This is a genomic window from Pedococcus badiiscoriae (assembly GCF_013408925.1).
In the GTDB taxonomy this organism is placed as follows: Bacteria; Actinomycetota; Actinomycetes; order Actinomycetales; family Dermatophilaceae; genus Pedococcus; species Pedococcus badiiscoriae.
In genome coordinates this window covers 354,491-369,527 of sequence record NZ_JACCAB010000001.1, presented here as the reverse complement: position 1 = coordinate 369,527, position 15,037 = coordinate 354,491, and the positions used below count along the sequence as shown (strand labels likewise).

13 protein-coding genes are annotated in these 15,037 nt (G+C 70.6%); 11 read left to right on the top strand and 2 right to left on the bottom strand.

From position 1 onward, the window contains the following. Window positions 1-81 precede the first annotated feature (81 nt). The 4 genes from BJ986_RS01730 (at window position 82) to BJ986_RS01715 (ending at window position 3,575) form a co-directional block, all read left to right on the top strand. The gene (locus BJ986_RS01730; protein WP_337794655.1) at window positions 82-1,551 is read left to right on the top strand and encodes a ferredoxin reductase family protein; all 1,470 of its coding nucleotides are present in this window, start codon (window positions 82-84) and stop codon (window positions 1,549-1,551) included. An 8-nt stretch (window positions 1,552-1,559) separates the two neighbouring features. Further along, window positions 1,560-2,102 carry an FMN-binding protein gene (locus tag BJ986_RS01725; RefSeq protein ID WP_179420434.1) on the top strand — a complete coding sequence of 181 codons (543 nt, stop codon included), beginning with the start codon at window positions 1,560-1,562 and terminating at the stop codon, window positions 2,100-2,102. 2 nt (window positions 2,103-2,104) lie between these two features. Further along, window positions 2,105-2,854, top strand: a complete 750-nt coding sequence (locus BJ986_RS01720; RefSeq protein WP_337794654.1) for an FAD:protein FMN transferase — start codon at window positions 2,105-2,107, stop codon at window positions 2,852-2,854. 100 nt (window positions 2,855-2,954) lie between these two features. Continuing rightward, window positions 2,955-3,575: a histone deacetylase gene (locus BJ986_RS01715; RefSeq protein ID WP_179420433.1), complete on the top strand. Its 621-nt coding sequence runs from the start codon at window positions 2,955-2,957 to the stop codon at window positions 3,573-3,575. Here the strand turns inward: BJ986_RS01715 and BJ986_RS01710 are convergent. After that, window positions 3,553-5,529 carry a thioredoxin domain-containing protein gene (locus BJ986_RS01710; RefSeq protein WP_179420432.1) on the bottom strand — a complete coding sequence of 659 codons (1,977 nt, stop codon included), beginning with the start codon at window positions 5,527-5,529 and terminating at the stop codon, window positions 3,553-3,555. The two genes, BJ986_RS01715 and BJ986_RS01710, sit on opposite strands and share 23 nt — an antisense overlap. Before the next feature lie 306 nt (window positions 5,530-5,835). On the opposite strand from BJ986_RS01710, the gene BJ986_RS16855 reads away from it, so the two are divergent. The 7 genes from BJ986_RS16855 to BJ986_RS01675 all read left to right on the top strand — a co-directional run bounded on the left by BJ986_RS16855 (window position 5,836) and on the right by BJ986_RS01675 (window position 13,595). After that, window positions 5,836-6,147, top strand: coding sequence for a TadE family protein (locus BJ986_RS16855; protein ID WP_420372033.1), 312 nt, complete (start codon window positions 5,836-5,838; stop codon window positions 6,145-6,147). A gap of 137 nt (window positions 6,148-6,284) precedes the next feature. Then, entirely contained in the window at window positions 6,285-7,559 is a 1,275-nt protein-coding gene (locus tag BJ986_RS01700; RefSeq protein WP_179420430.1) for a pilus assembly protein TadG-related protein, read from the top strand. Beyond that, window positions 7,474-8,013 (top strand): hypothetical protein, encoded by a 540-nt coding sequence (locus BJ986_RS01695; RefSeq protein ID WP_179420429.1) that lies wholly within the window; start codon window positions 7,474-7,476, stop codon window positions 8,011-8,013. Before BJ986_RS01700 ends, BJ986_RS01695 begins: the two co-directional genes overlap by 86 nt. A 163-nt stretch (window positions 8,014-8,176) precedes the next feature. Further along, entirely contained in the window at window positions 8,177-9,127 is a 951-nt protein-coding gene (locus BJ986_RS01690) for an alpha/beta fold hydrolase (RefSeq protein ID WP_179420428.1), read from the top strand. Beyond that, window positions 9,124-11,289 (top strand): molybdopterin-dependent oxidoreductase, encoded by a 2,166-nt coding sequence (locus BJ986_RS01685; RefSeq protein ID WP_179420427.1) that lies wholly within the window; start codon window positions 9,124-9,126, stop codon window positions 11,287-11,289. Before BJ986_RS01690 ends, BJ986_RS01685 begins: the two co-directional genes overlap by 4 nt. An 18-nt stretch (window positions 11,290-11,307) precedes the next feature. Further along, window positions 11,308-12,723, top strand: coding sequence for a WS/DGAT/MGAT family O-acyltransferase (locus BJ986_RS01680; RefSeq protein ID WP_238338153.1), 1,416 nt, complete (start codon window positions 11,308-11,310; stop codon window positions 12,721-12,723). Then, window positions 12,720-13,595 carry an esterase/lipase family protein gene (locus BJ986_RS01675; RefSeq protein WP_179420425.1) on the top strand — a complete coding sequence of 292 codons (876 nt, stop codon included), beginning with the start codon at window positions 12,720-12,722 and terminating at the stop codon, window positions 13,593-13,595. The genes BJ986_RS01680 and BJ986_RS01675 overlap by 4 nt, the downstream gene beginning before the upstream one ends. A gap of 35 nt (window positions 13,596-13,630) precedes the next feature. On the opposite strand, the gene BJ986_RS01670 is transcribed toward BJ986_RS01675, so the two are convergent. Further along, on the bottom strand, window positions 13,631-15,037 hold the full coding sequence (locus BJ986_RS01670) for a cation:dicarboxylate symporter family transporter (RefSeq protein ID WP_179420424.1): 1,407 nt from the start codon (window positions 15,035-15,037) through the stop codon (window positions 13,631-13,633).

Below are 15,037 nucleotides of genomic sequence, written 5' to 3'. Positions count from 1 at the left end.
CCGCGCCGTTGGGGGGGACTCACGAAACGGTCATGGCCGATGCACAGCAAACACCCAGACTGGCGAGCCAGAGTTTCCGACGTGACCACCACCGACCTGCCGCCCCACGCGGTGCCGCGCCGCACAGACGCCGCGCACGCGGCATACCGCAGCGAAGCCGGCCGCGCCGATGAGCGTCGTGCCGTCAGGCGCCCCGTCCGCGTCGTGCCCCGCTGGTGGCGCGATGCGTCGCTCAGCGCGTTCTGGCTGGTGCTGCTGTGGGTCACCGCCCTGTGGGTGCAGCACGGCGGCATCCAGGATCTCGGCTCGCTCTCGGGCGCCCTCACCAGCACGGGGCGGCTGACCGGGCTGGTCGCCTCGGCTCTGTTGCTCGTGCAGGTCTTCCTGATGGCCCGGGTGCCGTGGTTCGAACAGGCCTGGGGTCAGGACGAGCTCGCCCGCACCCACCGGCTCGTCGGGTTCACGTCCTTCAACCTCCTGTGGGCCCACATCGTGCTCATCACCCTCGGGTATGCCGCGGCCTCGCCGCTGGGGTTGTGGGGCACCATCGTCGACTTCGTCCTGAACTACCCCGGGATGCTGCTGGCGCTGGCCGGCACGGTCGCCCTGTGCCTGGTCGTCGTCACCTCGGTGCGCAAGGCCCGCCGCCGGCTGCGGTACGAGTCCTGGCACCTCATCCACCTCTACGGCTATCTCGGGGCCGGGCTGGCCCTCCCGCACCAGCTGTGGACCGGGCAGGAGTTCCTCGCCTCGACGGCGTCGACCGTCTTCTGGTGGGGCCTGTATGCCGCCTGCGCCGCGACCGTGCTCGTCTTCCGGGTGGGGCTGCCCCTGGTCCGGTCCCTGCGGGCGCCGCTGCGGGTCGTCGCGGTGCACGAGGAGGCACCCGGCGTGACCACGGTCGTCGTCGGTGGCCCCGGCGTGGCCCGGATGCGCCCCGCAGCCGGTCAGTTCTTCCAGTGGCGCTTCGTCGACGGACCCGGCTGGACCCGGGCCAACCCGTACTCGCTGTCGGCGGCCCCGGACGGACGCCACCTGCGGGTGACTGCGGCGCATGTCGGGGACGGCACGCAGCGCCTTGCCAGTCTGCAGCCGGGGACGCGGGTCCTCGTCGAGGGGCCGTACGGCCGTCTGCACCCCGGAGTCCGCACCCGCCGCAAGGTGCTGCTGATGGGTGCCGGGATCGGGATCACGCCGATCCGGGCCCTTCTCGAGGGCCTCGACCAGGACCCAGGCGACGTGGTGGTGATCCACCGCGCCAGCACCCCCGAGCAGTTCGTGCTCGGCGAGGAGATGTTCCGGCTCGCGACTGCCCGGGGCGCCCGCTACGTGACCGTCGAAGGGCACCGGGTGCCAGGACGCGACACCTGGCTGCCGGCCGCGGCCGCGCACCTGACCGACGCGGCCGGGCTGGCCCAGCTGGTGCCGGACGTCGCCGAGCGCGATGTCTTCCTCTGCGGGGCGCCCGCCTGGATGGAGGCTGCCCGGCAGGCCGCCCTCGACTGTGGGGTCCCGGCCGCCAACGTCCACCTCGAACGGTTCGAGTACTAGGAGCACCCATGCGACGAATCACGTTGTGGGCGTTGTCCACCCTGACCACCCTGGTGCTGCTCTTCAGCTACCACACCTCGACCGCGGGCTCGGGGACGACGCTGGGCGCCGGCACCTCCGTGCGGGCCCCGGCCGCCGGCGGCACGTCGTCCGGCGGGCCGACGAGCACCGGCTCCGGCGCCTCCGGAAGCACCTCCGGAAGCGCCTCGGGCGCGACCTCCGGAAGCACTTCGGGCAGCACCTCGGTGACGAAGAGCTCAGGCAGCACCGCCGCGGCGAAGACGTACACCGGCGACACGGTGCAGACCCGCTGGGGCCCGGTGCAGGTCCAGATCACCGTGAAGAACGGCAAGATCACCGCGTCCCAGGCAGTCGTCTACCCCAGTGGCAACGGCCGGGACGAGGAGATCAACTCCGTGGCCCTGCCGATCCTCAGCCAGGAGGTCGTGCAGCACCAGAGCGCCAACATCGACATGGTCTCCGGCGCGACGGTGACCTCCGATGGGTACCTGTCGTCGTTGCAGTCGGCGATCGACAAGGCCCACCTGTGACCGTGGCGAGCAGTACCCCGCGGCGGGCCTTTGTCGAACAGGTCATGGGTATGCCGGTCTCCATCCACGTGCGGGCGCAGTCGGACGCGGGGCTGGAGGATCCGCAGGTCGCGACGGCGGTGGAGCAGGTGTTCGGCGTGCTGCGCCGGGTCGACTCGGTGTTCAGCACGTGGCGCGAGGACTCCGACCTGATGCGGCTGCGGCGCGGTGACCTCGACCCGGCCGAGGCACATCCTTGGCTCGCCGAGGTGGAGCGGCTGTGCGCCGAGGCGGAACGCCGCACGGACGGCCTGTTCAGCGCCTCGTTCGACAGGGCCGCCACCGGGGCCGCCTACGACCCGACGGGGCTGGTCAAGGGGTGGGCCGTCGAGCAGGCCGCGATGCACCTGCGGCACGTGCCGGGAGTCTCCTGGTGCGTCAACGCCGGAGGAGACCTCCTCGCCGGCGCCGGCCACGCGACCTCACCGAGCACCTGGCTGGTCGGGGTGCAGGACCCCCGCGAGGCGGGGGAGGTCGCCGCGACGATCCCGCTGCGCAGCGGTGGGTTGGCGACCTCCGGCACGGCCGCCCGGGGGGCGCACATCGTGGACCCCCGGACCGGCAGGGTCATCGCCCGCGACGGTTCGGCGACCGTCTGGGGGCCGAGCCTGCTGTGGGCCGACGTCTGGGCGACTGCCCTGTTCGTGGACCCGCTGGCGGGGGAGCGCGCGCTGGAAGCCGCGGAGCCGGCATACCGCTCGTTGCTGCTCTGAGGCGTTGCTGAACTGAGGCGTGGCGGCACACGGCGGGGAGACGGCGCGGGGGACGGTCCGGCGGTGGGGCGACGCGGGGTGGCATGAAACAGTGGTGGGCGTGCAGGTCTGGTACGCGGGCTACGGCAGCAACCTGTCCCGTTCCCGTTTCCTGTGCTACCTGACGGGCGGCCGGCCCGAGGGGGCGAGCCGCACGTACCCGGGCGCCCGAGACCAGAGTCCACCACAGGACGACCGGGCACTCACCCTGCCCGGGGAGATGGTCTTCGCCTGGGACTCGCCCACGTGGGGCGGCGGAGTGGCCTTCTACGACGCGGACACACCGGGCGTGACCCTCGCGCGGGCCTACCTCGTGACCGAGCAGCAGTTCGCTGACGTCGCGGCCCAGGAGATGCATCGCGCGCCCGGGGTCGATCTCGACCTCACCCAGGTCCTGCACGAGGCCCGGCACCGGCTCGGCCCCGGGCGCTATGAGTCGCTCCACCTCGTCGGCGAGCTCGAGGGGGCTCCGGTCCTCACCTTCACGACGCCGAACCTGGCTGCGCTGCAACGCAGCTCACCCACCGCCGCCTACCTGCGGGCGATCGTCGCCGGCCTGCGCGAGGCGCACCACCTCTCGGACGAGGCGCTGGTGACCTACCTGCTCGGGCGACCGGGGATCGCTCCCGCCTGGGACGCGGCCTCGCTGGCGGAGCTCGTCAGCGAGCCAACGCGGCGGTGAGCGCGGCGACGTCCGTCACCGGCGCGTCGCACACGAATCCCCGGCACACGTATGCCGCGGCGTGGCCGTCGACCAGAGGCCGCTGCGCGAGCAGCGGGTGGCCCGCTGCGTCGGGTGCGCCCTGCACCACGACCAGGCCGGGTGAGGCCGAGCGACGCGCGGTCTCGGCCAGGGCGTCGGCGTCTGCCCCGGTCCCGACGACGGCTACCTGCAGGGGGCCGCAGAGCGCCGCCTCGGCCACCGACAGCGTCCAGCCGGCGAAGCGCGGGTCGCGCACGGCGAGCCGTCCCGCCACGGCCAGGGCCGCGTCGGCCCGATCGCGCAGCCCCGGGTCGCCGGTGAGTGCCGAGCAGGTGAGCAGGGCGCCGGCCAGGGCCGACTGCCCGGACGGCTCCGCGTTGTCGGCTGGGCTTCGTGGGCGGGTGAACAGGACCTCGGCGTCGTCGCTCGTGTCGTGGAACCCGCCGTCGTCGGCCGAGAACCGCTCGACCGCGGTGGTGAGCAGGCCGCGGGCCGCCCCAAGCCAGGTGGCATCGCCGGTGGCCTGGTGAAGGGCGAGCAGCCCCTCTGCGAGGTTGCCGTAGTCGTCGGCGACCCCGGCCGCGGTGCCGACCACGCCGCCCCGCGACGTGCGGCGGAGACGCCCGTCCACGACGTGGGTGGCGGTGACGAACTCGGCGCAGCGCACGGCTGCGTCGACGAGGTCGGGGCGCTCGAGCAGGGTGCCGGCGTCGGCCAGCCCGGCGATGGCCAGGCCGTTCCACGACGTGACGACCTTGTCGTCGCAACCGGGCTGCGGACGCAGCTTCCGGGCCTCGAAGAGGCGCTCGCGGGTGACCGCCCACCAGGCGTCGTCCTCGGGGTCGGTGAGCAGTTGGAGCGTCGATGACCCGTGCTCGAAGGTGCCCGCGTCCGTGACCGACAGCAGGGAGGCGGCCCGTCGGCCGTCGTCCTCGCCGAGCACTTCGACGAGCTGGGCCGGGGTCCAGGCGTAGGTGAGGCCCTCGACCCCGTCGGTGTCGGCGTCGAGCGCCGAGGCGAAGCCGCCCTCGTCGGTGCGCAGGTCGCGCAGCAGGAACTCGGCCGTCTCCAGCGCCACCCGTCGAGCGAGGGGGTCGCCGGTGGTCCGGTGCAGGTGCGTGTAGAGCCGCAGCAGCTGGGCGTTGTCGTAGAGCATCTTCTCGAAGTGCGGCACCACCCAGCGTGCGTCGACCGAGTACCGCGCGAAGCCACCCGCAAGCTGGTCGTAGATGCCGCCCCGTGCCATCACCTCGCAGGTGCTGGCAGCCATGGCCAGGGCGTCCTCGGAGCCGGTCCGGGCGTGGTGTCGCAGCAGGAACTCCAGCACCATCGAGGGCGGGAACTTCGGCGCTCCGCCGAAGCCCGCCGCGCCATGGTCGAACTGGCCGCGCAGCTGCAGCACGGCCGCGTCGAGGGCGTCGGCGTCGAGGACCTGTCCACCGCCGGCGTCGGACAGCTCCCGCAACCGCGAGGCGATGTGGGCGCCGCTGTCGAGGACGCGGGCGCGCTGGGTGGTCCAGGCGTCGGTGGCGCCGGCCAGGAGCTGCAGGAACTGTGCCTTCGGGAAGTAGGTGCCGGCGAAGAACGGGTCGCCGTCGGGAGTGAGCAGGCAGGTCATCGGCCAGCCGCCGTGGCCGGTCAGGGCCGTCGTGGCCGCCATGTACACCGCGTCGATGTCCGGTCGCTCCTCGCGATCCACTTTCACCGCAACGAAACCCGCGTTGAGCACTCGCGCCACCTCATCGTCCTCGAAGGACTCGTGGGCCATCACATGACACCAGTGGCACGCGGCATACCCGACGCTCAGCAGGACGGGGACGTCACGCTCGCGCGCCTCGGCGAAGGCCTCCGGACACCAGGGCCACCAGTCGACCGGGTTGTCCTTGTGCTGCAACAGGTACGGCGAGGTCGAGTCGGCCAGACGGTTCGGCATGCGTCCCACTCTCCCTCACAGGTCACGGTGACAGCGAGAGGGGGTATCGCCGACCCTGAGCGCTTTCCCGCCGGCGTATCGGACGGAAGAGATCGCATACAGGTGCCAACACCGAAGGTCTCCCGTACTTGGCCCACAGAAACATGTCCTCGCCGAACCCCAGCGGGTGCTACCGGCGTTGAAACGCAGATTCCGGCTAGCACGTTCGGGGGAGTGGCGGGCGAATTTGCGAAACCGTCTCAGTCGGGCCGTCAACTGAGACTTGTCGCGAGGGGAGGCGAAGGTCGTAGGCGGACTGGCCGAGAGATGTGGGTTTCTCCGATGGGAAGGCGGTTCCGATCGGAAGGGTTGGTACTGCCTGTGAGGACGCCGGACTGTCGGCACGCCAGCGCGCACCGGCATCCCGATCGAGGGGCCGCCGCCGTCGAGGCCGCAATCGTCACGCCACTGATTCTCCTGATCGTGTTCGGCATCATGGAGTTCGGCATGGTGTTCAAGGACACCCTGACTGTTTCGACGTCGGTTCGAGCCGGGGCCCGTACCGCCTCGGCCGAGCCCGGAACGCCTCTTTCGCGCAAGACGCCGCGAATCAGGTCGCGACCAGTTCCACCGCGCTGAACCCTGCTTCGATACAGAAACTGTGGGTCTACAAGGCAGATGCCCAGGGGTTCCCGGTGGGGGGAGGCGGTTCATTCGCGAGTTGCAGCACGTGCGTGACATTCCGCTGGGACGCCGGCACCCAGAGCTTCGTCCAGGTGACCAACACGTGGGCGTACACAACCCAGAATGCCTGCGCCGGTGACCCCCAACATGATGCCATCGGGGTCTACCTCGAGGTGAAGCACCAGGCCATCACAGGGATTCTCTTCCAGACCCTCACCCTGAACGAACACCGTGATGTCCCTGGAGCCGGTGCCTGTGACCAGTGGGTGCCGGTAATGGCCAAGCGTCGCAACCGCCGCCGCCGCGAGGACGGCTATGTCGGCGTGCTTGTCGCAATCCTCAGCTTTGTCCTGCTTGCTTGTTGCGCCTTCACCATCGATGTCGGTCATTGGTACCTCGTCGGGCTGCAGGAGCAGCGGGCCGCCGACGCGGCCGCACTGGCCGGGGTCCCGAATCTGCCATCGAACCAGGCGCTCGCCTACTCGACTGCTCAAACCTTCACGGCCCGGAACGACTTCACCAACGGTCTCAACACGGTGTCGGTCAAGCCCGAACTGGATGGGTCTCCGACCCGGCTCAGGGTCACCATCAGCAAGACCGTCGACAGCTTCTTCGGCCCGATCTTGGGGCTGCCCCAGACGACGATCACCAAGACGGCTGTAGCCGACTACCAGGGCCCTGTGCCGATGGGCAGCCCCTGCAACGAGTTCGGAAACGACCCCGAATCCACGACCGTCCGCAGCAGCAACTGCGCCAATACCGGTCAGTTCTGGGCCAACGTCGGCAGCCTCGCCTCCGCCAAGAGCTACGGCGACGCCTACCAGGACGGCGGTTGCCCCGGCAGTGACGGCTGCAGCGGATCGACGAACACCGACTATGACCCCAACGGGTACTTCTACACCGTGACCCTGTCCCGGCCCGTGGCCAACCTGACGTTCCAGGCGTTTGACCCTGCCCTGATCGCCGTCGGGGACCTGTGTGACAACGGCTCCCTCACCGGAGCCGCCGGGACCAGATACGCACCCGGCGCGAACAGCCCCTACTGCACCGGAGACATCCGGTACGGCGGGACCGGAGATGTCACGACCAAGTTCACCGTCCGCCAACCGGTGTCCACCTCGAATCCGTGGGATCCGAACAGCTACCCGGGCAATCGGCGGATGCACCAACCAGTACGCGGGATACAGCGGAAGCCTCAACCCGGTGCCGGCCAGCATCGCCCCGGTATTTCGTCAATGGGTGACGCTGTGCAGCGTGGGGTACGCCCCGGCCGGGACGTACATGATCCAGGTGAACACCAATGGGCTTGGCACCGACGGGGCCGCCGGGCACAACCGTTTCGGTCTACGCGCCTACTCCAGCAGTGACGTCTCGGCCAAGGACGCGATCTCGATCGCCGGCTTCCAGAAGATGGCCATCTACGCCAACCTGCCCAGTGCGACCACGCTTTTCCACCTCGCCAGAATCCCCAATGGCTCCGGAGGAAGCGTCCTGCTCGTCAAGCTCTTCGACATCGGAGACTCCACCGGCAGCGGCGCCATCACCATCCTGCCGCCGTCGGGTGCGTCTCTGAGCGGATGCACCGGAACCGGCCCGGCCACGGGGGCGCTGAGCAGCTGCTCCATCACCGCCAACTCCAGCTTCAATGGCAAGTGGGAGACGATCGCGGTTCCCATTCCCGCCGGGTACAGCTGCGACGACACCGATCCCACCCAATGTTGGTTCAAGTTGCAGTACGCCTACGGAGCGGGAAACCAACCGAGCGATACGACATCGTGGACCGCCAATCTTGAGGGCGCTCCCGTCAGACTCGTTCGGTAGGGACGGGTCTACCCAAAGCTGACCACCCGCCATTTCCTGGCGTCCTCAACGGTTGGCCTGGTTGGCCATGCCTCACCGTATGCTGCGTGATGACCCAACTCTTTCACCTCGCGCGGCGCCCGCCGAGCTCCGGACGTGAGGCGGTGCGGACGGTGAGGCTCAGGTGACTGCACAGACGACATCCCGGCCGGCGAGCCTGCAGCTGGCCGAGCCGTGGGGCGGGGCGGGCTGGGTCGTCGACCTCGGCGGGCCGGTGCACTGGGTGGACTACGGCGGACCCGACGGGTCCGAGGACGGCGCCGCGGCAGTGCCGATCGTCATGGTCCACGGCCTCGGGGGGTCGCACCTCAACTGGGTCGGGATCGCGCCGGAGCTGTCCCGACGCCACCACGTGTACGCGATCGACCAAGCGGGGTTCGGGCTCACGCCGGGCACCCACAGGTCCACCTCGGTGCACGCGAACGCGGACCTCCTGGCGCGGTTCGTCAGGGAGGTCGTGGGCCGGCCCGCGGTCCTCGTCGGGAACTCCATGGGGGGCATGGTGTCCCTGCTGATGGCGGCCGCCCATCCCGAGCTGGTCGAGGGGCTGGTCCTCATCGACCCGTCGATCCCGGTGCCGCGCCAGCGGCCGGACCTCGCCGTCAGCGCCACCTTCCTCGTCTACGCGACCCCGTTCGTCGGTGAGCGGTACATGGAGCTGATGACCAGGCGGACCAGTGACCGGCAACGGGTCCAGAGCGTCGTCAACCTGTGCTTCGCCGACCCGAGCCTGGCCGACCCGGCCGTCGTCGACGCGGGAGTCGTGCTGGCGACCCACCGCCGCACGGTGCCCGGGCAGGAGGCGGCGTTCCTCGGTGCCGCGCGGTCCCTGATGAAGGTGCTGGCCGTCCCGCGCCGCTACCGGTCGACCATGCGCAGCATCGACAAGCCGGTCCTGCTGGTGCACGGAGAGCTGGACCGGCTGGTACCCGTCGCGGCCGCGCGGGCCGTGGCCGCGGACAACCCGTCCTGGGAGACGATGTTCCTGCCCGGGGTGGGCCACACCCCCCAGCTCGAGGTGCCCGAGCAGGTCAGGGAGCGGATCACCACCTGGCTGGGTGAGCACGCCCTGTGAGCACGGCATACCTGACCTGTCCCTTGTGCGAGGCGACGTGCGGCCTGGCCGTCACCCTCGACGGCGAAACCGTGACGTCGGTGCGTGGCGACGACCAGGATGCGTTCTCGCACGGGTTCATCTGCCCCAAGGGCGCCTCGCTCAAGGCGCTGCACGAGGATCCCGACCGGCTGCGAGGCCCGATGGTCAAGCGTCAGGGGCGATGGGAGGAGGCGAGCTGGGACGAGGCCTTCGAGGAGGTCGACCGACGGCTCGTGCCGATCATCGCCGAGCACGGCGCTGACGCGGTCGCGTTCTACCTGGGCAACCCGTCGTCGCACAACCTCGGGGTGACGCTCTACGGCCGGGCCCTCTACAAGGCCGTGGGGACGCACAACCTCTACACGGCCGGCAGCGTCGACCAGCTGCCGAAGCACTACTCGTCCGGCTACCTGTTCGGCGACCCGCTGAGCATCCCGGTGCCAGACCTCGACCGCACCCAGCACCTGTTGCTCCTGGGGGCGAACCCGTTGGTGTCCAACGGGTCCCTGATGACGGTCCCCGACGCCAGGGGTCGGCTCAAGGCCATCCGCGAGCGGGGCGGCAAGGTCGTCGTGGTCGACCCGCGCCGCACCCGGACGGCAGAGGTGGCCGACGAGCACCACGCCATCAGGCCGGGCACCGACGCGCTCCTGCTCTTCGCGCTGGTCAACGTCATCCTGCGCGAGGGTCTGGCCGACCTAGGCCGCCTCGCCGACCACGTGTCGGGGCTCGACGCCCTGCCGGGACTGGCTGCCCCGTTCACCCCGGTGGCCGTTGCCGACCACACCGGCATCGGCGCCACCGAGATCGAGCGGATGGCTCGCGAGCTCGCGACCGCCCCGAGCGCCGCCGTCTACGGACGCATCGGCACGACCACGCAGGAGTTCGGCACCCTCGCGAGCTGGCTGGTCGACGTCCTCAACGTCATCACCGGCAACCTCGACCGCCCCGGTGGCGCCATGTTCCCGCTGGCTGCCGCGGGTCAGGCGAACAGCACTGTGCGGCAAGGCAGTCCGACGAGCAAGGGTTGGCGGCACGGCAGGTGGCACAGCCGGGTGCGACAGCTCCCGGAGGTGATGGGGGAGCTGCCCGTCGCGACCCTGGCGGAGGAGATCCTCACGCCCGGTCCCGGCCAGGTGCGTGCCCTCGTGGTCGTCGGAGGCAACCCCTGCCTGAGCACCCCGCACGCCGACCGGCTCCGCGAGGCGGTGCAGACCCTCGACTTCATGCTCTCCCTGGACGTCTACCTCAACGAGACGAGCGAGCATGCCGACGTCATCCTCCCGGGACCGACCCCGCTCGAGCGCGACCACTTCGACCTGACGTTCACGCAGCTGTCCGTGCGCAATGTGGCCAACTGGACGCCGGCGCCGCTCGAGACCGACCTGCCGCAGGAGTGGCAGACGTTGCTGCGGCTGGCGGGGATCGCAGCAGGGCAGGGGCCCCGGGCCGACACCGAGGCGCTGGACAACCTCCTGGCTGCGCAGACAGCCACCCGCTACCAGCTCGACCCGTCGGTCAGTGCGCCTCGCCGCGGACCGGCGCGGCTGCTCGACCTCATGCTGCGCGGTGGTCCCTACGACCTCACCCTTGCCGACCTCGAAGCCTCACCCCACGGGCTCGACCTCGGGCCCCTCGCGCCACGCGTCCCCGCCGTGCTGCGCACCGCCAGCGGCACGATCGAGCTGACCCCGCCGGCCATCACGGCCGACGTCCCACGCCTGGTCGCCGTGCTGGCCACCACCCCGGCTGATGGCCTGGTGCTCATCGGGCGGCGTCAGCTCAGCTCCAACAACTCCTGGATGCACAACCTGACGCCCTTGGTGCGGGGCGCCAACACCTGCACCGCCCACGTGCACCCCGACGACGCCGCGCGCATCGGGCTGCGCGACGGCGACTCCGCGGTCGTCCGCTCCCGTACGGGCGTGGTCACCGTGCCGGTGCAGGTCACCGATGCCGTGCGGCCGGGCGTCGTGAGCATCCCGCACGGCTGGGGCCACACCAGCTCGGGAGCGCGGACGACGGTCGCCGCCGAGCATGCCGGGGTCAACAGCAACGTCCTCGCCGACGACCTGTTCGTCGACGCCCTCACGGGAACAGCCGCCCTGAACGGCATCCCGATCACCGTCACGCCAGCCTGAGGAGTCGTCGTGGACCGGATGAGCGCGATGGACGCGATGTTCTACTACATGGAGGGCGAGAACACCCCCATGCACGTCGGTGGGGTGGCGGTCCTGGAGGGTCCCGCGCCCGCCTATGGGGACCTCGTCCGGCTGCTGGCCGCCAAGATGGACCAGGTCCCGCGCTACCGGCAGGTGATCAAGCCGGTGCCGTTCCAGCTCGGCAGACCCATCTGGGTGGACGACCCGCACTTCCAGCTGCTCTACCACGTGAGGCACACCTCCCTGCCCAAACCGGGCGGGCCGAAGCAGCTGCGCAACCTGGCCGGACGGGTCTTCGCGCAGCGCCTCGACATGACCAAGCCGGTCTGGGAGGCATGGCTGGTCGAGGGGCTCGCCGACGACCGGTGGGCGCTGATCTCCAAGGCGCACCACTGCATGATCGACGGCGAGGGCAGCACCGAACTCATGCAGGTGATCTTCGACCTCGAACGCGAACCCGTCCGCCACGAGCCCTCGGACTGGACGCCCTCGGCGGCCCCGTCGACGCTCTCCCTGACGGCCGAGTCCCTCGTGGAGACCGTGCAGGAACCCCTGCGGGCCATCGGCGTCCCGAGCCTCGACGACCTGGCCAAGCTCCCCGCGGCGCTCGCAGGAGTGGCCGTCGCCATCAAGGAGCTCGTGCCGCAGCAGCTCGCCCAGCTGGTGCCCGGGGGTGGGCAGCCGACCCCCAAGAGCCTCAACGGGCCACTCGGCCCCAACCGACGTTGGGTCTGGACCGATGCCACCATGGCCGAGGTCAAGACCATCCGCACCGCTCTCGGTGGCACCGTCAACGACGTGATCCTCGCAGCCGTGACGCGCGGCTACCGGGACCTCGTGGCCGGCAGGGGTGAGCTCGTCCCCGGCATGGTCGTGCGGTCGCTCGTGCCGGTCTCCACCCGTCAGGCCTCTGGTCGGGGCCAGGTCAACAACCAGGTCACCAGCGTCGTGGTCGACCTACCCGTCGCGGAGGACGACCCCGTGCGTCGCCTGCAGCTGATCCGGGAACAGATGGATCGCAACAAGCGGGGGATGGGGGCCGTCGACGCCGCCGCCATCGTGGGGCTGGCCGACTATGCGGCGCCCACGCTGCTCGCCCTGGGCGCCCGCTCGATGTCGCGGATGCCCAACCGGCTCACCCAGACGGGCACCACCAACGTCCCCGGCCCCCGGGTCCCGCTCTACCTGCTGGGTCACCAGCTGGTCGAGTCGCACCCGTACGTCCCCGTGTTCGCGGGCGTGCGGGTCGCGACGGGGATCTTCTCCTACCTCGACACCTTCAGCTTCGGCATCACCGCCGACTTCGACAGCTTCCCCGACGTGGACGTCATCGCCGACGGCATCCGGGCTGGCTTCGACGAGCTCATCGACGCCGCGGCCGTGGGCGAGGGTCAGGTCGCCGACCAGTCGTGACAGCCTTCGACCGCGCCGCCGCTCCTGGCCCGAGGCGCCCCTCGTCGTTGCTCCTGCTGAGCGAGCCCCTGCGCAGCGTGCTCGACCTCGGCGCGCTCACCGTCTCGGCTCCGCAGCTCGCGCGCGCCCCCCGCGGCGACGGACACCGGGTGCTGGTGATCCCGGGACTGCTCGCATCCGACGCCTCCACGCTGGTCCTGCGGCGGTTCCTCGACAGGCTCGGCTACCGCACGGCCGGGTGGGGGCTGGGGGTCAACACGGGGCCGACCAGCCGCGTCGTGCGCAAGCTCCCGTTGCGGTTGCGCGAGCTGGCCGGCCAGCCCACCGCCGGACCCGAGGGGCCCGAGGGAGCCGATGGCCGCGAGGCAGGCTCCACCGTCTCGGTCATCGGCTGGTCTCTCGGTGGCATCTTCGCCAGGGCGCTCGCGGTCCGTTCGCCCGAGCTGGTCCGGCAGGTGATCACCCTCGGCAGCCCTTACGCTTCAACGGTTTCCGGACAGACCCACGCCGACGCGGCCTACCGGATGCTCTCGCGGCGGCACGCGGGCGATGCGGCCGGTCGCGGTCCCGACGTGACGACCCCGCTCACCGTCCCCACGACCTCGGTCTACTCACGGATGGACGGGATCGTCTCGTGGCGCGTCTGCCGCGAAGACGTCGGGGAGCGGCGCGAGAGCATCGCGGTCCCCGCCTCGCACCTGGGGTTCGGACACAGCCCCACCGCCCTGTGGGTGGTGGCCGACCGGCTGGCGCAGGACCCGGGTGACTGGCGACCCTTCGTGCCCCCGCGACACCTGCGCGGCCTCTTCACCGTCGACTCCCACCTGTCGCCGCCCGGCCGAGCAGGGACGGGCCGTGGGGCCCGTCCCTGACGACCGGGAGGCGACCAGGCGGAATGCGGCCGCGGTCAGCGGCGCTGCGTGACCAGGTGCGGGTCAGGGACCGTGGCTGGACCCGGGCCAGCGTCCGGGTCACCGACGAGGTCGGCATCGTGGTCGTCGTCGACGAGGGTCGACTCGTCGAACGGCAGCCTGCCCGCGAGCACCGCGTCGAGCCGTGGCCGGTCCAGCTCGCCCACCCAGTGCCCGATGAGCACCGTGGCGATCGAGTTGCCGGCGAAGTTGGTCAGCGCACGCGCCTCGCTCATCATCCGGTCGATCCCGACGATGAACCCGACGCCGTCGACGAGGTCCGGGCGGTGTGACTGCAGGCCACCGGCCAGTGTGGCCAGGCCAGCACCGGTCACCCCGGCGGCGCCCTTGGAGGCGATGATCATGAACACCAGCAAGGAGAGCTGCTGGCCGATCGAGAACGGCTTGTCCATCGCGTCGGCGATGAACAGGGACGCCATCGTCAGGTAGATCGCGGTGCCGTCCAGGTTGAAGGAGTAGCCCGTCGGCACCGTGATGCCGACGACCGGACGGGACACGCCCGCGTGCTCCATCTTGGCGATGAGGCGCGGCAGGGCCGACTCGGACGACGACGTCGAGAGGATGAGCAGGAACTCGCGGGCGAGGTAGCGCAGCAGGGCGAAGACATTGATGCCCGTCGCCAGCTTGAGCAGCGTCCCGAGGATGACGAAGACGAACAGCGCGCAGGTGACGTAGAACGCGACCATCACCTGGGCGAGGCTCTTGAGCGCGTCCACGCCGGTGGCGCCGACCACCGCGGCCATGGCCCCGAACGCACCGATCGGCGCGGCATACATGATCATCGCCATCAGGCGGAAGACGAGCCGCTCGAAGTGCTTGATGCCGACCAGGATCGGCTCACCCGCGCGACCCATCTTCTGCAGCGCGAAGCCCACGAGCAGCGCCACGAGCAGGGCCTGCAGGACCGAGCCCGAGGTCAGCGACGAGACGACCGTGTCGGGGATGAGCCCGAGGATGAAGTCCGTGGTCGTCGTGTGGGCCTCGCCCACCTGCTTCTGGCCGGTGGCGGCGAGCTCCTTGGTCAGGTGCAGCCCCGAGCCGGGCTTGACGACGTTGCCGACCAGCAGGCCGAGCCCGAGGGCGAAGGTCGACATGGTGACGAAGTAGGCGAGGGCCAGACCGCCGACCTTGCCGACCTGGGTGGCCTTTCGCACCGAGCCGATGCCCAGGACGATCGTGCAGAAGATGACCGGGGTGATCATCATCTTGATGAGGCTGACGAAGCCGGTGCCCAGCCACTTCAGCTTGACCCCGAACTCGGGGAAGGCGAACCCGACGATGATGCCGAGGACCATCGCCACGATGACGGCGAGGTAGAGGTAGTGCGTGCGGTCCCGCTTCGGTGCGGGGCGGTCGACGACGGTGTCGGCGCTGGTGCTCAC